We start from the raw sequence: 18,212 nt of genomic DNA on the forward strand, positions 1-18,212 counted from the left end.
TCCCCTTTGCCCAAAAGCAAGCCAGCCCAAAGCCTACGGCTCCGAGGGACCTCGATGCTTCGGCCCTGATGCTCGCCATCGTGGGTTCCTTGCCCACCTGCGACCATTGGAGCGCCATGCCCATCACAGCCCACCTTGACCTGTTCCTCACAGCGGAATCCCTGCCCACGGCTCCGGCCGTGCTCCGCGACATCCTCGCCGATACGCGGGCGTTTGACGGCTGCCTGGGTGTCGATGTGCTTGTCGACAGCAAGGATCCGGCGCACGTCCTGGTGGTGGAACAGTGGGCGTCGCTGGAGCACGACTCCGCCTACCGCGCGTGGCGGGCCGGCGACGGCGTGAGCGCGCTTGGAGAGCTCCTGGCTGCCCCGCCGGTGCTGACACACTTCGAGACCTCCTTCGAGGTCTGAGGCCCGGACGGCAAAACCTTTGAGAACAAAACGGGGGCTCACCGCCCGGCCTGAGCCGGACGGTGAGCCCCCGTCCTGTTTGTCCTTTGGGCTGCCGCTAGGCCTGTGCGGGCTCCTCGGCCGGGGCCAGGACGACGTCGCTGACGGTCAGTTCGCCGTCGCCCACCAGAAGGGTGATCTCCCGGGCGTTGGCCGCTGCCTTGAGGTCTGCCAGGCCGGCTTTGAGCTGCGTGGTGAGCGCGTCCGGGGCCGTGATGGTCGCGGACAGGACCTCGGTGCGCTGCTTGACCTTGGCCTCCGACTTGGCCTTGCGGACGCCGCTGAGCGCGGTCCCGACAGTCGCCAGCAGCGTGGTGTCGCCGTCGATCTCGACGGCCGACGGCCACTGGGCCCGGTGCACCGAGCCGGTACGCCACCAGCTCCAGACTTCCTCCGTGGCGAAGGGCAGGAACGGGGCGAAGAGGCGCAGCAGCGTGTCCAGGCTCGTCGCCAGGGCTGCGAGGACGGAAGCCTGCTCGGTTCCGCCCGCGGCACCGTAGGCGCGGTCCTTGATGAGCTCCACGTAGTCATCGGTGAAGTGCCAGAAGAAGCTCTCCGTGATCTGCAGGGCCCGGGCGTAGTCGTAGCTTTCGAACGCCTTCGTGGCCTGCTGGACCACGTCGGAGAGCTGGGCCAGCACAGCCCGGTCCAGGGGGTTGCTGAGCACGGAGAGGTCCCCGGAAACCACGGAGTCCTCCGTGGCGCCCAGGTTCAGCACAAACTTCGAGGCGTTGAGCAGCTTGATCGCCAGCCGGCGGCCGATCTTCATCTGCGCGATCTCGTAGGCGGTGTCCGCGCCGAGCTTGGCCGAAGCCGCCCAGTAACGCACGGCGTCCGAGCCGTACTCCTCAAGCACATCGGTCGGCACGATCACGTTGCCCTTGGACTTGGACATCTTCTTGCGGTCCGGGTCCAGGATCCAGCCGGAGATGGCTGCGTGCTTCCACGGCGCGGAGTCCTGCAGGGCGTCGGCGCGCACCGCGGAGGAGAACAGCCAGGTGCGGATGATGTCGTGGCCCTGCGGGCGCACGTCGAAGGGATAAACCTTGGCGAAGAGCGCCTCGTCGGTGCTCCAGCCGCCCACGATCTGCGGGGTCAGCGAGGAGGTGGCCCAGGTGTCCAGCACATCGGCGTCACCGGTGAAACCGCCCGGCACGTCACGCTGGGCTTCCTCATAGCCGGGTGCCGCATCCGCTGCGGGGTCCACCGGCAGTTGCGCGTCGGACGGGACGACCGGGGCTGCGAAGTCCGGGTTGCCGTCGGCGTCCAGCGGGTACCAGACGGGCACCGGCACACCGAAGAAGCGCTGGCGCGATACGAGCCAGTCGCCATTCAGGCCGGAGATCCAGTTCTCGTAGCGTGAGCGCATGAAGGCCGGGTGGAAATCGATCTCGTGGCCGCGGGCAATGAGCCGCTCGCGGCGCCCCGCGTCCCGGCCGCCGTTGCGGATGTACCACTGGCGGGAGGTCACGACTTCGAGGGGCTTGTCGCCCTTTTCGAAGAAGTTCACCGGGTGCATGATCTTCTTGGGCTCGCCGTCGAGGAGTTCCGCGGCGGCCAGGAACTCCACTACGCCTTCCTTGGCGCTGAAGACGGTCTTGCCGGCGATGGCTTCGAAGTGGGCGCGGCCTTCGGCGGTGGTGATCCACTCCGGGGTCTCGCCGATGATGCGGCCGTCGCGGCCCACGATCGCGCGGGTGGGCAGCTGGAGCTCGCGCCACCAGGTGACGTCGGTGAGGTCGCCGAAGGTGCAGACCATGGCGATGCCGGAGCCCTTGTCCGCCTTGGCGAGCGGGTGGGCCTTGACCTCCACCTCGACGCCAAACAGGGGCGAAGTGACTTTCTTGCCGAACAGCGGCTGGTACCGTTCGTCGTCGGGATTCGCAACCAGGGCGGCGCAGGCGGCCAGCAGTTCGGGGCGGGTCGTCTCGATGTAGATCTTTTCGCCGTCTTCGGTGAAGAACGGGTAGCGGTAGTAGGCGCCGGCGACCTCGCGGTCTTCGAGCTCGGCCTGGGCCACCGCGGTGCGGAAGGTGACGTCCCACAGGGTGGGGGCCTCGGCCATGTAGGCGTCGCCCGCGGCGAGGTTCGCCAGGAAGGCGCGCTGGGAGATGGCCCGGGACTTGTCGTCGATGGTGCGGTAGGTCAGGTCCCAGTCCACGGACAGGCCAAGGGTCTGGAACAGGTTCTCGAAGACCTTTTCGTCCTCCACGGCGAGTTCCTCGCAGAGTTCGATGAAATTCCGGCGCGAGACGACGTCGAAATCGCGCTGGTTCTTGGCGGGCTCCGCCGGGGGCCGGTAGCCGGCGTCGTACGCGGTGGTGGGGTCGCAGCGTACACCGTAGTAATTCTGCACGCGGCGTTCGGTGGGCAGGCCGTTGTCGTCCCAGCCCATCGGGTAGAAGACATTCTTGCCGGTCATGCGCTGGTAGCGCGCCAGGACGTCGGTCTGGGTATAGGAGAACATGTGGCCGACGTGCAGCGAACCCGACGCCGTGGGCGGGGGAGTGTCGATCGAGTAGACCTGCTCCCGGGTGGTGTCCGGGTTGAACTTGTAGGTCCCTTCGTCAAGCCAGCGCCGGGTGAGGGCGTCTTCCAGCCCCTCCAGGGCGGGCTTGTCCGGAACGTTGATGGGGGCGGTGGTGGGCGTGTCTGTACCCTGCGTGTCTTCAGCCATGGGGCAATTCTTCCATGTCCCGCAAGCTTGGCCTGCAGTAGCATGCGCAGATGGGTGATTCTCAGGAAAGTGCCGGACGTTTTGTGATCAAGCGCATCTATGACGCACCCGCCGACGACGACGGCTGCCGGGTCCTGGTGGACCGGCTCTGGCCGCGGGGGATCAGCAAGGAACGCGCGCAGCTTCGGCTATGGCTTAAAGAGGTGGCGCCCTCCCCGCCGCTGCGCACTGAGTTCGCCCACATGCAGGAACGGTTCGCGGACTTCCGTGCCGCCTATGAAGCGGAGCTTGACGGCAACCCGGCCGTGCAGATGCTGCGGGACCTGGCCGCGGAGCACGGGAAGGTGACGCTGCTGTTTGGGGCGCGTGACCCGGAGACCAACCACGCCCGGGTCCTGCAGGAGTTCCTGCAGCGCTAAGCCGTTAGGGTGGTGCCATGACTGAAGGAATCCAGAACAAAGCAGCAGTTGTCACCGGCGCCAGCACCGGAATCGGCGCGGCCACCGTGCGTGCGCTCCGGACCGAGGGCTGGACCGTCTACGCCGTCGCCCGCCGCGCCGACCGGCTGGCGGCGCTCGCCGCGGAAACCGGCGCCGTCGCGCTTCCGGCCGACGTGACCGACGACGCCGACGTCGCCCGGCTCCTCGACGAGGTGACCCGTGCCGGCGGGATCGACACGCTGATCAACATCGCCGGCGGCGCGCGCGGCGCGGACAAGGTGGCCGAGGCCAAGACCGAGGACTGGGAATGGATGTTCGAAGTCAACGTCCTCGGCACCATGAAGCTCATCCGGGCGTTCCTGCCGATGCTGCGCGCCGGCGGCGAGGGCACCGTCCTGAACCTGACGTCCACGGCGGGACTGTCCGCCTATGAGGGCGGCGGCGGGTACAACGCGGCGAAGTTCGCCCAGCACGCGCTCACCGGGGCGTTGCGCCTCGAAGAGGCCGAACATAACCTCCGCGTCATCGAGGTGGCGCCCGGCCTCGTCCAGACGGAGGAGTTCGCCCTGAACCGCCTCGGCGACCAGTCCGCGGCCGCCAAGGTCTACCAGGGGGTCGAGAAGCCGCTCACGGCGGCGGACGTCGCCGACGTCGTCCGGTACGCCGTCACGGCACCGCACCACGTGAACCTCGACCAGATCGTGATCCGCCCGGTCGCGCAGGCCTCCAACTACAAGCTGATCCGCAAGAACTAGCTGTACTCAGCCAGCAGGTTGGTTACATCTGCTGATGGGTGGTCGTCCTCCGAGGGCGCTGTGGTTGCGGCGGTGGTTGTAGAAGTCTAGCCAGCCCGTGAGGGCCTGTGTGCGGTCGTCGCTGGAGTCATAGGCGTTCTTATAGGCCCAGCCTTCCTGGAGAGTGCGGTTGAACCGCTCGGCCTTGCCGTTCTGCCACGGGCTGCGCGGTTTGGTGCGCCGGTGTTTGGCGCCGAGATCCGCGATGGCCGTAGCGAAGTCCGCGGACCGGATGTAGGCCAGGGCGTTGTCGGTCATGACTTCGCGCACCGGTGCCCCGTTCGCGGCCATGAACGCCGCGGCGTTGGTCAGGAACCGGGCGCAGGTCGGCCCTTTCTCGTCGGGCAGGACCTCGACGTAGGCCAGGCGGGAGTGGTCATCCACGGCGACGTGGACGTAGTCGTACCCGATGCCGCGGCCTCTGACGGCTTCGCTGCGGCCATGGACCCGCCAGCCGCCGCCGTTCGCTATGCCGCCGAGTTTCTTGACGTCGATATGCAGCAACTCTCCGGCGGTGTCGCGTTCGTAACGGTGGTCGGTGGCCCGGCCGGCCCGGATGCGTTCGCCGCTGATCGGGTCCAGTTCCCACAACCGGGGCAGCCCGGCCCTGGCGATGATCCTAGAGACCGTGCGGGCCGGGACCTTGCAGCGTTCGGCCAGCTCGACCGGGCCTTCGCGGTGCTTCTCCCGAGCCGCGAGCACGTCCTCGATCTTCGCCTCGGGGGTGGCGTGCGGGCACGAATGCGGGCGTGAGGACCGGTCCTCCATCCCGTCCCAGCCGTGTTCGACATAGCGCTTGAGCCACCGGTGGGCGCATGCGCGGGAAACACCCATTTCCTTCGCCACATGCGCCACGGGACGGCCGCCCAGAAGACGCTGGACAAGGATGCTTCTACCGGCAGGAGTCAGACGGGCATTACGGTGGACCATGAAGACCTCTTAGTCGTTAGGTGTGTGTGGTAACCACCAACCTAAGAGGTCTTCACCCTTTTCAACATGTAACCAACGTCCTGGCCGAGTACAACTAGCGCCTACCGGGCTGCTTGGCCTACCCGGTGGCCGGGACGGTCAGCGTCGCCATAATGGCGGCATGGTCCGTTCCGGTCACCCGGTGCACGGTGTAGGCCGCGCTGCGCACCGACGGGCTGGTCACCAGATGGTCGATCGTGATGCCGGGAAGCAGCACGTCGTCCATCGGCCAGGTGGGGACCAGGCGGGAACCTTGGGCCATCCCCACGTCCACCCCTGCCCGCCCCCCGCCTTCCAGGAGCCGCCGGAACTCGGCGTGGTCATAGCTGGCATTGAAGTCACCGGCCAGCACCACATTCCCGGGCCGGGATACCAGCCGGCCGAGTGCCGCGAGGTCACTGCGCCACTTCGGCAGGCCCACACCCACTGGAGCACGGGTATGGACGTTCGTCAGTTCGATGACGGCCCGCTCACCGTGGGACTCAGCGGTGAGCCGGATCATCGGCATGGGAAAATGCGAGTCGGGTACTTTGCCTTCGGCCACCAGCTGGTGGACCGAGTAGACGGCATTCCCGGCGGCGCCGCCCGCAGGAGCGCTGATCCTGTTCGGAAGCAGTTCGGCCAGGCCGGAAGCGGCCAGCCGGTCCTCGAGGGCAGTGGTGTATTCCTGGAGCGTCAACAGCGTGATGCCGTTCTCGCGCACCAGCCGGACAATTTCCGCCGCGTCCGCCTTGCCGAGTTTGGCATTGAGGCTCATGGCCCGCACCTCCACCGCGCCCTCGACTGTTCCTGCGCCGGAATCGGGCGCGGCCCGGGCGTAGTCCAGCGGCACCAGCCAGAAGAGCTGAACGGCCACGAGACCCGCTGCCGCGCCCGCCATCCACCGCCGCCGGCCCAGCACCGCGAACAGCAGCGATGCGCTGGCGGGCAGCACCAGCCACGGGGTGAAGGAAACCAGCTGGACCACGGTGGTGGGCCATTCCCGCGGCACGGCACGGAAGACGGAGACCACCACGACGGGTGCCCCCGCCAGCCCCGCCATCAGCCGCCAGCCGGAGGCCGCCCCGCCCGCAGGCGTACGCGGGGCGCCGCGGCCCCTGGTCCGGAACATCATGGGATTCAGTGTAGGCATTGCGGGCACGTGAGAGTTGTTAGACTTCTCGTAGCAGCTTTGACCCGGCCATCACCGGTGAGCTTCCGGAAGAACGCCCTGATGCCGTATTTGTAAGAATATTGTGCGCCGGGGCCGGTAGAACCGGACGGGTAAGCCCGTCACAGCAGTAATGAGCGGCCGACGCCGGTGCTCCCTCCTTTCGCAGGGGTCCGGCGGCGGTAAGTGAGGTGGTACCGCGGTGCCGGTGTTGTTGAAAGACAATGCAGGGGCCGTCCTCGCATCCTGAATGAATCCATTTGTTCACTAGCTCAACCCAGGATGTCGAGATGACTTATTACCCGAAGGCCTCCGCCGCACCGTCCGGCGCAGGCGCCACCACCTCTGCTTCCAACGCCGCAGGCGTATCCGCCTCCGTGAAGTTCCCGGAGATCGAAGAGCGCATCCTCAAGTACTGGGATGAGGACGGCACTTTTCAGGCCAGCATCGACCAGCGCGACTCTGACCTTCCCGGCGGAAAGCCCGGGTCCAATGAATTCGTCTTCTACGACGGCCCGCCCTTCGCCAACGGCCTGCCGCACTACGGCCACCTGCTGACCGGCTATGCCAAGGACCTGGTGGGCCGCTACCAGACCCAGCGCGGCCGCCGCGTCGAGCGCCGCTTCGGCTGGGACACCCACGGGCTGCCCGCCGAGCTGGAAGCCATGAAGCAGCTGGGCATGACGGACAAGACCCAGATCGAGACGATGGGCATCGACAAGTTCAACGACGCCTGCCGCGCCTCCGTCATGAAGTACGCCGACGAGTGGAAGAGCTACGTCACCCGCCAGGCCCGCTGGGTGGACTTCGAGAACGACTACAAGACGCTCAACGTCGAGTACATGGAATCCGTGCTCTGGGCCTTCAAGCAGCTGCACGAAAAGGGCCTCACCTACAACGGTTACCGGGTGCTGCCGTACTGCTGGAAGGACGAGACGCCGCTGTCCAACCATGAACTGCGCATGGACGACGACGTCTACAAGAACCGCCAGGACCAGACCGTCACGGTCACCTTCCCCATCACGGCGGGGGACTCGGAGCTGTCCAGGCAGCTCGCCGGGGTACAGGCGCTCGCCTGGACCACCACACCCTGGACGCTGCCCACCAACCTGGCGCTCGCCGTCGGGCCCGCCATCACCTACGTCGTCCTGCCGGCCGGACCGCACGGGATCAAGGCCGCCTCGGCCGACGCGCCCGTCACGGGCAGCTTCCTGCTCGCCGCGGACCTCCTGGGCGCCTACGCCAAGGACCTCGGCTACGGCGACGGCGCCGAGGGCGTGGCGGCTGCCGAAGCCGCCGTCACCTCCCGGCACACCGGCGCCGAGCTAGAAGGACTGACGTACGAGCCGCTCTGGGACTACTTCCACGACGCCGAAAAGTACGGCACCGAGAACGCGTGGCGCTTCCTGGTCGCCGACTACGTCACCACCACCGACGGCACCGGCATCGTCCACCAGGCCCCGGCCTACGGTGAAGACGACCAGAAGGTCTGTGAAGAGGCCGGCATTCCCGTGGTCCTCTCGGTGGATGAGGGCGCGAAGTTCCTGCCGCTGTTCGGCCACGGCGACCTCGCCGGGATCGCCGGACTGCAGGTGTTCGATGCCAACAAGCCGATCACCCAGGTGCTCCGCGCGCAGGGCCGCCTGGTCCGCCAGGCCAGCTACGAGCACAGCTACCCGCACTGCTGGCGCTGCCGCAACCCGCTGATCTACCGCGCCGTGTCCTCCTGGTACGTCGAGGTCACCAAGTTCAAGGACCGCATGTCCGAACTCAACCAGGAGATCAACTGGATCCCGGGCAACGTCAAGGACGGCCAGTTCGGCAAGTGGCTCGCCAACGCCCGCGACTGGTCCATCAGCCGCAACCGCTACTGGGGCAGCCCCATCCCGGTCTGGCAGTCCAGCGACCCGGACTACCCGCGCACCGACGTCTACGGCTCGCTCGCCGAAATCGAAGCCGACTTCGGCCGGCTGCCGCTGAACAACGACGGCCAGGTGGACCTGCACCGGCCGTTCATCGACGAGCTGACGCGCCCGAATCCGGACGACCCCCGCACCCCGGAAGAGGGCCAGTCCGTCATGCGCCGCGTCGAGGACGTGCTGGACGTGTGGTTCGATTCCGGCTCGATGCCGTACGGCCAGGTCCACTACCCGTTCCAGAACGAGGAGTGGTTCGATACCCACAACCCGGCGGACTTCATCGTCGAGTACATCGGCCAGACCCGCGGCTGGTTCTACATGCTGCACATCCTCTCCACCGCGCTGTTCGACCGGCCGGCCTTCCGCAACGTCATCAGCCACGGCATCGTGCTGGGCTCCGATGGGCAGAAGATGTCCAAGAGCCTGCAGAACTACCCGGATGTTTCCGAGGTCCTGGACCGCGACGGCTCCGACGCGATGCGCTGGTTCCTGATGTCCAGCCCGATCCTGCGCGGCGGCAACCTCGTGGTTACCGAACAGGGCATCCGCGACGGCGTCCGCCAGGTCATCCTGCCGCTCTGGAACGTGTACAGCTTCTTCACGCTGTACACGAACGCATCGAACGCAGTGGATGGAACAGCGTCCGGGTATGACGCGAAGCTCCGCTACGACGGCTACGCCGACACCCTGGACCAGTACCTCATGGCCAACACCGGGGACCTCGTCCGGAACATGACCGCGCAGCTGGACAGCTACGACATCTCCGGCGCCTGCGACGAACTGCGCAGCTACCTGGACATGCTCACCAACTGGTACGTCCGCCGCAGCCGGCAGCGTTTCTTCGACGAGAGCGTTGATGCCTTCGACGCGCTCTACACCGCGCTGGAGACGGTCTGCCGGGTCGCGGCCCCGCTGCTGCCGCTGGTCTCCGAGGAGATCTGGCGCGGTCTGACCGGAGGGCGCTCCGTGCACCTGGCCGACTGGCCGGACGCGAAACTGTTCCCGGCCAACGCCGGGCTGGTCGAGGCCATGAACCGCGTCCAGCAGATCTGCTCGACCGGTTCCTCGTTGCGCAAGGCCGCCAACCTGCGGGTGCGCCTGCCGCTGCAGGAACTTACCGTTGTGGCACCCGGCGCGGCTGCGCTGGAAGGCTTCGCCGCCGTCGTCGCCGATGAACTGAACCTGCGGTCCGTCCGCCTGCTCGACGCCGACAGCGCCTCCCCGGAGGAGTTCGGCATTGAGCAGAAGCTCGTGGTCAACGCCCGGGCCGCCGGACCGCGGCTTGGCAAGAACGTCCAGCAGGCCATCAAGGGCTCCAAGTCCGGCGACTGGTCCGTGGACGATGGAGGTATGGTCACCGCCGGCGGGCTCGCGCTCGAGCCGCAGGAATACACCCTGGAAACCGTCGTGGCGGAGGCTGCGGAAGGCGAGGGATCGCGCGCGGCGGCAGTCCTGCCGGGCGGCGGCTTCGTGGTCCTCAACACCGAGGTCACTCCTGAGCTCGAAGCCGAAGGTGCGGCCCGCGACATGGTCCGCGCCATCCAGCAGGCCCGCAAGGACGCCGGACTCAACGTCAGCGACCGGATCCACACCACGGTCACCGCGACGCAGGACGTCGTCGATGCCCTGCTGGCCAACGCCGAACTCGTCAAGACCGAAACCCTGACCCTCGAGCTGGAAACTGTTGCGGCCGACGTCAAGGAACCCCAGGTCAGTGTTGCCAAGAAAGTTGAGGCATAGTCCATGACCGACGAATTCTCCGTAGAAAGTGTCTACGCCGAGCTGCTGGGCCGGGCGCCGGAAAACAAGATGGAGCCCCGGCTCGCCCCGCTGCACCGCGCGATGGACATCCTGGGGGAGCCGAACAAGGCGTTCCCGATCATCCACGTCACCGGCACCAACGGGAAGACTTCGACGGCCCGCATGATCGAGGCCGGGCTCCGCGCCCACGGGCTGAGCACCGGGCGCTACACGAGCCCGCACCTGTCCAAGGTCACCGAGCGGATCAGCATCGACGGCGCCCCGGTGCCGGATGAGACCTTCGTCCGGATCTGGGACGAGATCCGGCCGTACCTGGCCATCGTGGACAGCGAGCTCGAGAACGAGGGCCAGCCCCGGCTGACCTACTTCGAGTGCCTCACCATCCTGGGCTTTGCGATCTTCGCGGACCAGCCGGTCAACGTCGCCGTCATTGAGGTGGGCCTGGGCGGGATCACCGATGCGACCAACGTCGGCGACGGCCAGGTCTTTGTGGTCACCCCGATCTCGCTGGACCACACGGACCTCCTGGGCGACACCACCGAGGAGATCGCGTACGAAAAGGCCGGCATCATCAAGCCCGGCGGCTTCCTGGTCAGCGCCGCGCAGCCCCGGGACGCAGCCCAGGTCCTGCTGGAAAAGGCCAAGGAAACGAACGTCCCGTTCCGCTTCGAAGGCGTCGAGTTCGGCGTCGAATCCCGCACCGTCGCCGTCGGCGGCCAAGTGGTGACCATCCAGGGCATCGCGGGCCGCTACGAGGACCTCCTTGTCCCGCTGCACGGTGCACACCAGGCCGAGAACGCCGCCGTCGCGATCGCCGCGCTGGAGGCCTTCTTCGGCGCTGAGAAGCCGCTCGACGCCGAGCTGGTGCAGGAGGCCTTCGCCTCGGTCACCTCGCCCGGCCGCCTCGAAGTGGTGCGCACCGCGCCGACCATCATCGTGGATGCCGCGCACAACCCCGAAGGCATCCGGGTCTCCGCCGAGGCCATCCACGAGGCGTTCAGCTTCACCAAGCTGGTGGTGGTGGTCGGTGTCCTGCGGGAAAAGGACGCCGAGGAAATCCTCCGCCAGCTCAAGGAATCCCTCGGCGCCCTGGCCGCCGAGTACTGCTTCACCCAGTCCAATTCGCCCCGTGCCGTGCCAGCCGAGGACCTCGCGGAACTCGCGCTGGACCTGGGGTTCGGCGAGGACAACATCCACGTGGCCGAGAAGCTCGACGACGCCCTCGAATGGGCCGTGGAACGTGCCGAAGCCAACGACGACCTCGCCGGCGGCGTCCTCGTCACCGGCTCCATCACGCTCGTCGCGGAAGCCCGGATCCTGCTCGGAAAGGCGGACGCCTAGACCATGGCGAAACTCACCAAGGCCCAGCGCGAATGGCGGCCGGGCATGCCCAAGAAACGCCGCTCCACCAAGGTCATGTTTGCCTCCACGGTGCTGCTCCTGGAGTCCTTCGTGGTGCTCTTCGGAACCCTCACGGTGTTCGGACTCCGGCGGGACGAGTTCCCTCCGGTGCTGATCTTCTCCGTCGGGATCGCACTGTGCCTCGTGTATGCCTTCACGTGCGCGGTCCTGTCGAAGCCGTGGGGCGTGGCGCTGGGCTGGATCCTGCAGATCGTGCTGATCCTGACCGGCATCCTGGAACCGGCGATGTTCCTGGTCGGCGGGCTCTTCGCGGTGGCCTGGTGGTACGGCATCCGCACCGGCATCCGGATTGACCGCGAGGCCGCCCAGCGGGAACGCGACCAGGCCGCCTGGGACGCCGCCCACCCCGGCGCCCCAAGCAACTAGACTTATTGCCAAACCCACCCACCCCAGACACATTGGAGCAGCTGTGAGCATTGAGCGCACCCTCGTCCTGATCAAGCCCGACGGCGTCACCCGCAACCTGACCGGCAGCATCATCGCCCGCATCGAAGCCAAGGGCTACACCCTGGCCGAGCTCAAGAAGGTTGACGCAAGCCGCGAACTGCTCGAGCAGCACTACGAGGAGCACATCGGCAAGCCATTCTACGAGCCGCTCGTCGAATTCATGCTCAGCGGCCCGGTCGTCGCGGCGATCTTCGAGGGCCACCGCGTCATCGAGGGCTTCCGCTCGCTCGCCGGCACCACGGACCCGACGACGGCGGCCCCGGGCACCATCCGCGGCGACTTCGGCCGCGACTGGGGCCTGAAGGTGCAGCAGAACCTGGTCCACGGCTCCGACTCGGCGGAATCCGCGGAGCGCGAGATCAAGATCTGGTTCTAGGAGTTTCCTGACCCCACCCTCCCCGCCGAGGTGACAGTTGAGGCCCATGTTCGTGACGATCATGGGCCTCAACTGTCACCTCGGCGGTGGTTTAACTCGGGTCGTGCGCCTAGTAGCCGGAGGTCCCGATGAAGACCTGGATGAACGCGAAGAAGATGGTGGCGATCACGGCGACGTAAAGCAGGGCCGTGATGATCCAGCCGGAGTCGCCCAGGATCCTGGTCGGCCCGGCCGGCAGCCGGATCACGCCGTGCGTCACATTGCGGACGGTGACCCAGACGAACAGCGGAATCATCGCGGCCCAGACGATCATGCAGAACGGGCAGAGGATGTGGATGGAGTACAGCGCCTGTGACCAGAGCCAGACCACGAACGCGAAGCCCAGGGTCACGCCGGCCTGCAGGCCCAGCCAGTACCAGCGGGCAAACGTGGCTCCCGCGAGGATGCCCATGGCCGTGGTGATGATGACCGCGAACGCCACGATGCCCATCAACATGTTGGGGAAGCCGAACACCGAGCCCTGCCAGGTCTGCATGACCTGCCCGCAGGAGATCCACGGGTTCACGTCGCACACCGTCACGTGGCTGGGATCCTTGAGGACCTCAAGCTTTTCCAGCACCAGGGCCCCGGAGGCCAGCCAGCCGACGACGCCGGTGATCAGCATGAGCCACGCGAACGGGCGGTCGCGGGTCATCGGGGGCAGCGGCCGGTCGGCGGCGGATGGGCTGGAGCTGTGCTGCTGCGCGGCTGCCTCGCCGGTGGCACTGGAGATGCTGGGCATGGAATGACTGTCCTTCGGTCGGGTGCAACTGGTGCGATTGTATCGCCGGAGACTGGATGTCGTCCGGGCGGTGCCGCGCCTTCATGAGGGATTCGGTCCACGGTGCGGGCCGGATGCCTTGCTTACGCCTGCTTTGACGGGTCCTGTGAGACAATGAACGTGGCTGGAACCCGATCCACATCCGGGTCCCGGTCCGGCGACTTTGTTCCCAAGACCGCCAATGATGAGCAGGGAGCCACGGATCCTCTGATCCAGGCTGTCCCGCAATGCCATTGGACGGCACCTGGTTGTGGCGTGTAGATCAACGGGTTTCAGAACAATTCCGCCGGCCCTCCAGGGCTGCCGCACCCCACTGCCGGTGCGAACCTGAGGGTATCCAATTGACTTCTGTCAATGCCCGCGGGTGTTGACAAATATTTGCCCCAACGGGTGCCGGATGTGGCGGTACGTCAGGGGCAGGAGTGTCGCCACATATGGATAATGACCAGGTTGTAACAGGCAACGAAGACGCGCTTGTCACGAACGCAGAAGCCGAAGCATCAGCTGTAGCCACGCCGCCGAAGCGGCCCGTCCGGACCCGCCGCAAGGCCCTTCCCAAAACTGGGACCGCAGCCGACACTGCGGCGGATACAGCAGTCCCCGCCGTCGAGGCGGAGGCCCCGGCCGACGAAGCCAAGGCCAAAGCACCCGTCCGCCGCTCCCGCGCCCGCAAGGTCGCTGAACCGGCCGAACCCCTTCCGGCCTTCGCTGACGAAGCCCCGGCCGAGCCCGCAGCCGCTGAAACCCCGGCAGCCCAAACCCCGGCCGCCGAGGCCGCTGACGTACCGGTTGAGAAGCCTGTCCGGCGCCGGGCCAGCCGTGCCAAAGCCGCAGCCCCCGTTGCGGAAGCGCCGGTAGCAGAGGCCCCGGCAGAGGAAGAAGCCGTGGTGGCCCCCGGCTCCGCGGACACAGCCGCGGACACAGCAGCCGCCCCCGCCGCAGCCGAGACGGCCACCGCCGAGACGCCCGCCGAAGCACCCTCCGCCTCCTCGCTTTTCCTGGAGCCGGGAGCAGTCACCTCGATGATCTTCCAGGCACCCGACCTGACCGCCGTCGTGCGACCGGCCCCAGCTGCCGCCGCAGTGGCGGAAGCTGACGAAGAAGAGGGCGAAGAAGGCGAGGGCGAAGACGCCGGAAGCCGCCGTCGCCGCCGCAGCCGCGGCCGCCGCGGACGCAGCACCCGCGGATCCGACAGCGAGCCGGGCGCCGAAAGCGACTCCGACGATGCCGGAGAACAAGCGGAAGAAGGCTCTGAGGAGCAGCTCGAAGACGGCGTGACCTCGCGCCGCCGCCGTCGGCGCCGCCGTGGCGACCAGGACCTGGAACTGACCGGCGGGGGAGACGACGACCCGCCCAACACGGTGACGCGCGTCCGCGCCCCCCGTGCGGCCACCGAGGCCCCGGTGAACAACCGTGTCACATCCCTCAAGGGCTCCACCCGGCTCGAGGCGAAGAAACAGCGCCGCCGCGAATCCCGCGACACCGGCCGCCGCCGCACCGTCATCACCGAGGCCGAGTTCCTGGCCCGGCGCGAGTCCGTGGACCGCCAGATGATCGTCCGCCAGCGCGACGACAGAATCCAGATCGGCGTCCTCGAGGACGGCGTGCTGGCCGAGCACTTTGTCTCGAAGACCCAGCAGGATTCCCTGATCGGCAACGTCTACCTGGGCAAGGTCCAGAATGTCCTGCCGTCGATGGAAGCCGCCTTCGTCGACATCGGACGCGGCCGCAACGCCGTGCTCTACGCCGGTGAAGTCAACTGGGAATCCGTCAACCTCGAGGGCAAGCAGCGCCGGATCGAAAACGCGCTGAAGTCCGGTGACTCCGTACTGGTCCAGGTCACCAAGGACCCGGTCGGCCACAAGGGCGCCCGCCTCACGAGCCAGATCTCGCTGCCCGGCCGCTACCTCGTGTACGTACCCGGCGGTTCCATGACCGGAATCTCCCGCAAGCTGCCCGACGTCGAACGCAACCGCCTCAAGCGGATCCTCAAGGACCGCCTTCCGGAAGATGCGGGCGTCATTGTCCGCACCGCCGCCGAGGGCGCGTCCGAGGAAGAGCTCACGCACGACATCAACCGCCTCCGCGCCCAGTGGGAAGGCATCGAAGGCCAGTCGACCTCGACCAAGATCCTCGCCCCCGAGCTGCTCTACGGCGAACCGGACCTGACCATCAAGGTGGTCCGCGACGTCTTCAACGAGGACTTCTCCAAGCTGATCGTCTCCGGCGAGGAAGCGTGGGACACCATCGAGGCCTACGTCACCTACGTGGCACCGGACCTCGTGGGCCGGCTGGAAAAGTGGACCAAGGACACCGACATCTTCGCGGCCTGGCGCATCGACGAGCAGATCCACAAGGCCCTGGACCGCAAAGTCTTCCTGCCTTCCGGCGGCTCCCTCGTGATCGACCGCACCGAAGCCATGACCGTGGTGGACGTCAACACCGGCAAGTTCACCGGCAGCGGCGGCAACCTTGAGGAAACCGTCACCAAGAACAACCTGGAAGCGGCCGAGGAAGTCGTCCGGCAGCTCCGGCTCCGCGACATCGGCGGCATCATCGTGATCGACTTCATCGACATGGTGCTCGAATCCAACCGCGACCTCGTCCTGCGCCGCATGGTGGAGTGCCTGGGCCGGGACCGGACCAAGCACCAGGTGGCGGAGGTGACCTCGCTGGGCCTCGTGCAGATGACCCGCAAGCGGATGGGCACCGGGCTGCTGGAAGTCTTCGGCGAACAGTGCGAAGCCTGCGCCGGCCGCGGCATCGTCACCCACGACGAGCCGGTGGAGCACCGCCGCGCCAACGTGGTTGCCGCCGAGCACCACGTCCCCCGGACCGAGCAGCACCAGCCTGCTGCACGGACCGAACGCAAGAGCCGCCGCCGCGGCCGGGGCGGCCAGGGCACGGACGAACAGACCGCACCGGCAGCAGTGCACGCCGAGCCCACCGAGGCCGAGCGCCACGCCAAGGCTGAGGCAACCCGCGCGGCGCTGGCGAACATCGCCGCGGCGGCACACGCTGCACACCTGCACGACGGCGAATCAGCCGCCGCTGCCGATGCCGGGGCCCGCCAGGCAGCTGTCGAGGCGGCCGTCGAGCTGGCCGCGACGGAGGAAGCAGCCGGACGTCCCGCCGCTGTGCTGACGTTCGGCGGCGAGCAGGTCGCCCTGCCGTTCGTGGAGCACGCCGACGAGTCGACTGCACCCGCGCTGACCCTGGACCTGCTGACCGAGGCCTTCGCCCACCTGGGTGAAGCCGAGGCAGCCCCGGCAGCGCAGGAACCGGCAGCCAAGGCTCCCGCCGCGAAAGCGCCGGCAGCCCGGACCGCTGCGGCAGCTCCGGCCCGCACGGGCGGAACCGGTCCGGGACGCGCCCAGGCACCGGGTTCCCAGACCGAGGCGGAAACCGAGGCCGGCACCTCCCGCGCCCGCCGCGGACGCCGCAACCGCAGCGCCAGCCGCGCCCAGGGTGCAGCCAATGAGACCTCGGTGGAACAGCGCCGGGAAACTCCGCAGGCGTCAGCCGTCTCGGTGCACGAGGCCAAGGTCCCGGCCGCAACCACACCGGCGGCCAAGCCTGCCGCGAACGAGCCGATCATCCTCGGCGTCGGCGTCCCGGCCTCGGAGCTCTAGTACTACAGTCGCGTTTAATTTTGGCCGTATCGGCGGTTTAACCGGACTTTCCGCTCGCGGCCTGTTAATCGTTGGTGGTGAGTGATGATATTTGTGTGGCGGACGTAGAAGAGTGGGCCGATGGTCTGGAAGAAATCGGCGATCTGATTGGGCGGCGGTTTGTCCGGTCGGAACCGCGGCGGAACGCTGTGGGGTATGTGCGAGGGCTGCTTTCGGATGAGGAACGCAAGAATTCCTGGACGCTGTCCGAACGCGCCGGGCACGGCACCCCGGATGGCATGCAACGCCTGCTCTCGACCACCGACTGGGACCCGGATGCCGTGCGGGATGACCTGTTCACCTACGTCAACCGCCACCTGGGCGATCCCGACGGGATCCTGATCATTGACGAGACTGGATTCCTCAAGAAGGGCGCCGCCTCAGCCGGGGTCGCACGCCAGTATTCGGGCACCGCCGGGCGCGTGGAGAACTGCCAGATCGGGGTGTTCCTGACGTACTCCGCCCCGGCCGGGCGCACCCTGCTGGACCGGGAACTCTACCTGCCCAAAGCCTGGGCCGATGACCGGGAAAGATGCACCCGGGCCGGGATCCCCAAAACCCGGGAATTCGCCACGAAACCGGCACTGGCAGCGGACATGATCGACCGCGCCCTGGATGCCGGGATCCTTGCCCGCTGGGCCACCGGGGACGCGGTCTATGGGCAGCACACGGGGCTGCGCCGCCGTCTGGAAGCCAGGGGGTTGCACTACGTGCTGGCGGTTCCCATGAACCAGAACGTCATCGCCCCCACAGTCGGGATCGGCGAGCAATGGCGCGCGGATAAACTCATCGCCTCGCTGCGCACCAATGCCTGGCGGACCAGGACCGCCGGCGCCGGGACCAAGGGCGACCGCCGGTATTCCTGGCCACGAACCCGCATCAACGGACCCGCCGAAACAGGGGAACACTGGCTACTGGCCCGCCGCTCCCTGAAAGACCCCTCCGATCTGGCTTACTACATCTGCCATGGCCCGAACCGCGTCTCGCTGGCCGAGCTGGTGCGGATCGCCGGCGCCCGCTGGGCCATCGAGGAAACCTTCCAAACTTCCAAAGGAGAAACCGGACTGGACCACTACCAAGTGCGCCAATACACCGGCTGGTACCGCCACATCACCCTCTCCATGTTCGCCCAGGCCTTCCTGACCGTGGTCCGCTCCAAAAAAGGGGCCCTGCCGCCGGAACCGCGGAACTGATCCGGCTCTCACTGCCTGAAATCAGGCGCCTGCTGGTCCGAATGGTCTGGCACCGGACCACCGCCCCCGAACAAGTCCTGGAACACTCAACCTGGCGACGAAAACACCAACACCGCGCACGACA

At 67.3% G+C, this 18,212-nt stretch carries 13 protein-coding genes; 9 read left to right on the forward strand and 4 right to left on the reverse strand.

Features of this window, described 5'->3' with window-relative positions; translation table 11 throughout:
• Positions 1-116: 116 nt before the first annotated feature.
• Positions 117-410, forward strand: coding sequence for a putative quinol monooxygenase (locus GXK59_RS06745; RefSeq protein WP_160665408.1), 294 nt, complete (start codon positions 117-119; stop codon positions 408-410).
• 97 nt (positions 411-507) lie between these two features.
• Here the strand turns inward: GXK59_RS06745 and valS are convergent, their stop codons facing one another.
• On the reverse strand, positions 508-3,126 hold the full coding sequence (gene valS, locus GXK59_RS06750; protein ID WP_160665410.1) for a valine--tRNA ligase: 2,619 nt from the start codon (positions 3,124-3,126) through the stop codon (positions 508-510).
• A gap of 50 nt (positions 3,127-3,176) precedes the next feature.
• Here valS and GXK59_RS06755 point away from each other — a divergent pair, with 50 nt between their 5' ends.
• A complete protein-coding gene (locus GXK59_RS06755; RefSeq protein ID WP_160665412.1) occupies positions 3,177-3,545 on the forward strand; it encodes a DUF488 domain-containing protein in 369 nt (122 codons plus the stop codon).
• A 17-nt stretch (positions 3,546-3,562) separates the two neighbouring features.
• Complete coding sequence (locus GXK59_RS06760; RefSeq protein ID WP_160665414.1) at positions 3,563-4,321, forward strand: SDR family oxidoreductase; 759 nt, start codon at positions 3,563-3,565, stop codon at positions 4,319-4,321.
• Between the two features lie 6 nt (positions 4,322-4,327).
• On the opposite strand, the gene GXK59_RS06765 is transcribed toward GXK59_RS06760, so the two are convergent.
• Both GXK59_RS06765 and GXK59_RS06770 read right to left on the reverse strand, forming a co-directional pair.
• Complete coding sequence (locus tag GXK59_RS06765; protein ID WP_160663676.1) at positions 4,328-5,290, reverse strand: IS481 family transposase; 963 nt, start codon at positions 5,288-5,290, stop codon at positions 4,328-4,330.
• A 118-nt stretch (positions 5,291-5,408) separates the two neighbouring features.
• Positions 5,409-6,443 carry an endonuclease/exonuclease/phosphatase family protein gene (locus GXK59_RS06770; protein WP_237393807.1) on the reverse strand — a complete coding sequence of 345 codons (1,035 nt, stop codon included), beginning with the start codon at positions 6,441-6,443 and terminating at the stop codon, positions 5,409-5,411.
• A gap of 326 nt (positions 6,444-6,769) precedes the next feature.
• Between GXK59_RS06770 and ileS the strand changes: the two genes are divergently transcribed.
• The 4 genes from ileS to ndk are packed head-to-tail and all read left to right on the forward strand — an operon-like array spanning position 6,770 to position 12,404.
• Positions 6,770-10,138: an isoleucine--tRNA ligase gene (gene ileS, locus GXK59_RS06775; protein ID WP_160665416.1), complete on the forward strand. Its 3,369-nt coding sequence runs from the start codon at positions 6,770-6,772 to the stop codon at positions 10,136-10,138.
• A 3-nt stretch (positions 10,139-10,141) separates the two neighbouring features.
• The gene (locus GXK59_RS06780) at positions 10,142-11,500 is read left to right on the forward strand and encodes a bifunctional folylpolyglutamate synthase/dihydrofolate synthase (protein WP_160665418.1); all 1,359 of its coding nucleotides are present in this window, start codon (positions 10,142-10,144) and stop codon (positions 11,498-11,500) included.
• 3 nt (positions 11,501-11,503) lie between these two features.
• Complete coding sequence (locus tag GXK59_RS06785) at positions 11,504-11,947, forward strand: DUF4233 domain-containing protein (RefSeq protein WP_160665420.1); 444 nt, start codon at positions 11,504-11,506, stop codon at positions 11,945-11,947.
• A gap of 43 nt (positions 11,948-11,990) precedes the next feature.
• Positions 11,991-12,404: a nucleoside-diphosphate kinase gene (gene ndk / locus GXK59_RS06790; protein WP_160665422.1), complete on the forward strand. Its 414-nt coding sequence runs from the start codon at positions 11,991-11,993 to the stop codon at positions 12,402-12,404.
• A 109-nt stretch (positions 12,405-12,513) separates the two neighbouring features.
• On the opposite strand, the gene GXK59_RS06795 is transcribed toward ndk, so the two are convergent.
• The gene (locus GXK59_RS06795; protein ID WP_160665424.1) at positions 12,514-13,185 is read right to left on the reverse strand and encodes a vitamin K epoxide reductase family protein; all 672 of its coding nucleotides are present in this window, start codon (positions 13,183-13,185) and stop codon (positions 12,514-12,516) included.
• A 473-nt stretch (positions 13,186-13,658) separates the two neighbouring features.
• Between GXK59_RS06795 and GXK59_RS06800 the strand changes: the two genes are divergently transcribed.
• Together GXK59_RS06800 and GXK59_RS06805 are read left to right on the forward strand one after the other, a co-directional pair.
• The gene (locus tag GXK59_RS06800; RefSeq protein ID WP_160665426.1) at positions 13,659-16,856 is read left to right on the forward strand and encodes an Rne/Rng family ribonuclease; all 3,198 of its coding nucleotides are present in this window, start codon (positions 13,659-13,661) and stop codon (positions 16,854-16,856) included.
• Between the two features lie 89 nt (positions 16,857-16,945).
• The gene (locus GXK59_RS06805; RefSeq protein WP_443094310.1) at positions 16,946-18,088 is read left to right on the forward strand and encodes an IS701 family transposase; all 1,143 of its coding nucleotides are present in this window, start codon (positions 16,946-16,948) and stop codon (positions 18,086-18,088) included.
• Positions 18,089-18,212: the final 124 nt, after the last annotated feature.

The sequence above is a fragment of the Pseudarthrobacter sp. ATCC 49987 genome (genome assembly GCF_009928425.1).
Taxonomy (GTDB): Bacteria; Actinomycetota; Actinomycetes; order Actinomycetales; family Micrococcaceae; genus Arthrobacter.

Coding starts and splice junctions, on each gene's coding strand:
- GXK59_RS06755 (WP_160665412.1), top strand. CDS start 3,177: ATGGGTGATTCTCAGGAAAGTGCCGGACGTTTTGTGATCAAGCGCATC.
- GXK59_RS06795 (WP_160665424.1), bottom strand. CDS start 13,185: ATGCCCAGCATCTCCAGTGCCACCGGCGAGGCAGCCGCGCAGCAGCAC.
- GXK59_RS06770 (WP_237393807.1), bottom strand. CDS start 6,443: ATGATGTTCCGGACCAGGGGCCGCGGCGCCCCGCGTACGCCTGCGGGC.
- ileS (WP_160665416.1), top strand. CDS start 6,770: ATGACTTATTACCCGAAGGCCTCCGCCGCACCGTCCGGCGCAGGCGCC.
- GXK59_RS06760 (WP_160665414.1), top strand. CDS start 3,563: ATGACTGAAGGAATCCAGAACAAAGCAGCAGTTGTCACCGGCGCCAGC.
- GXK59_RS06785 (WP_160665420.1), top strand. CDS start 11,504: ATGGCGAAACTCACCAAGGCCCAGCGCGAATGGCGGCCGGGCATGCCC.
- GXK59_RS06780 (WP_160665418.1), top strand. CDS start 10,142: ATGACCGACGAATTCTCCGTAGAAAGTGTCTACGCCGAGCTGCTGGGC.
- GXK59_RS06765 (WP_160663676.1), bottom strand. CDS start 5,290: ATGGTCCACCGTAATGCCCGTCTGACTCCTGCCGGTAGAAGCATCCTT.
- GXK59_RS06745 (WP_160665408.1), top strand. CDS start 117: ATGCCCATCACAGCCCACCTTGACCTGTTCCTCACAGCGGAATCCCTG.
- valS (WP_160665410.1), bottom strand. CDS start 3,126: ATGGCTGAAGACACGCAGGGTACAGACACGCCCACCACCGCCCCCATC.
- GXK59_RS06800 (WP_160665426.1), top strand. CDS start 13,659: ATGGATAATGACCAGGTTGTAACAGGCAACGAAGACGCGCTTGTCACG.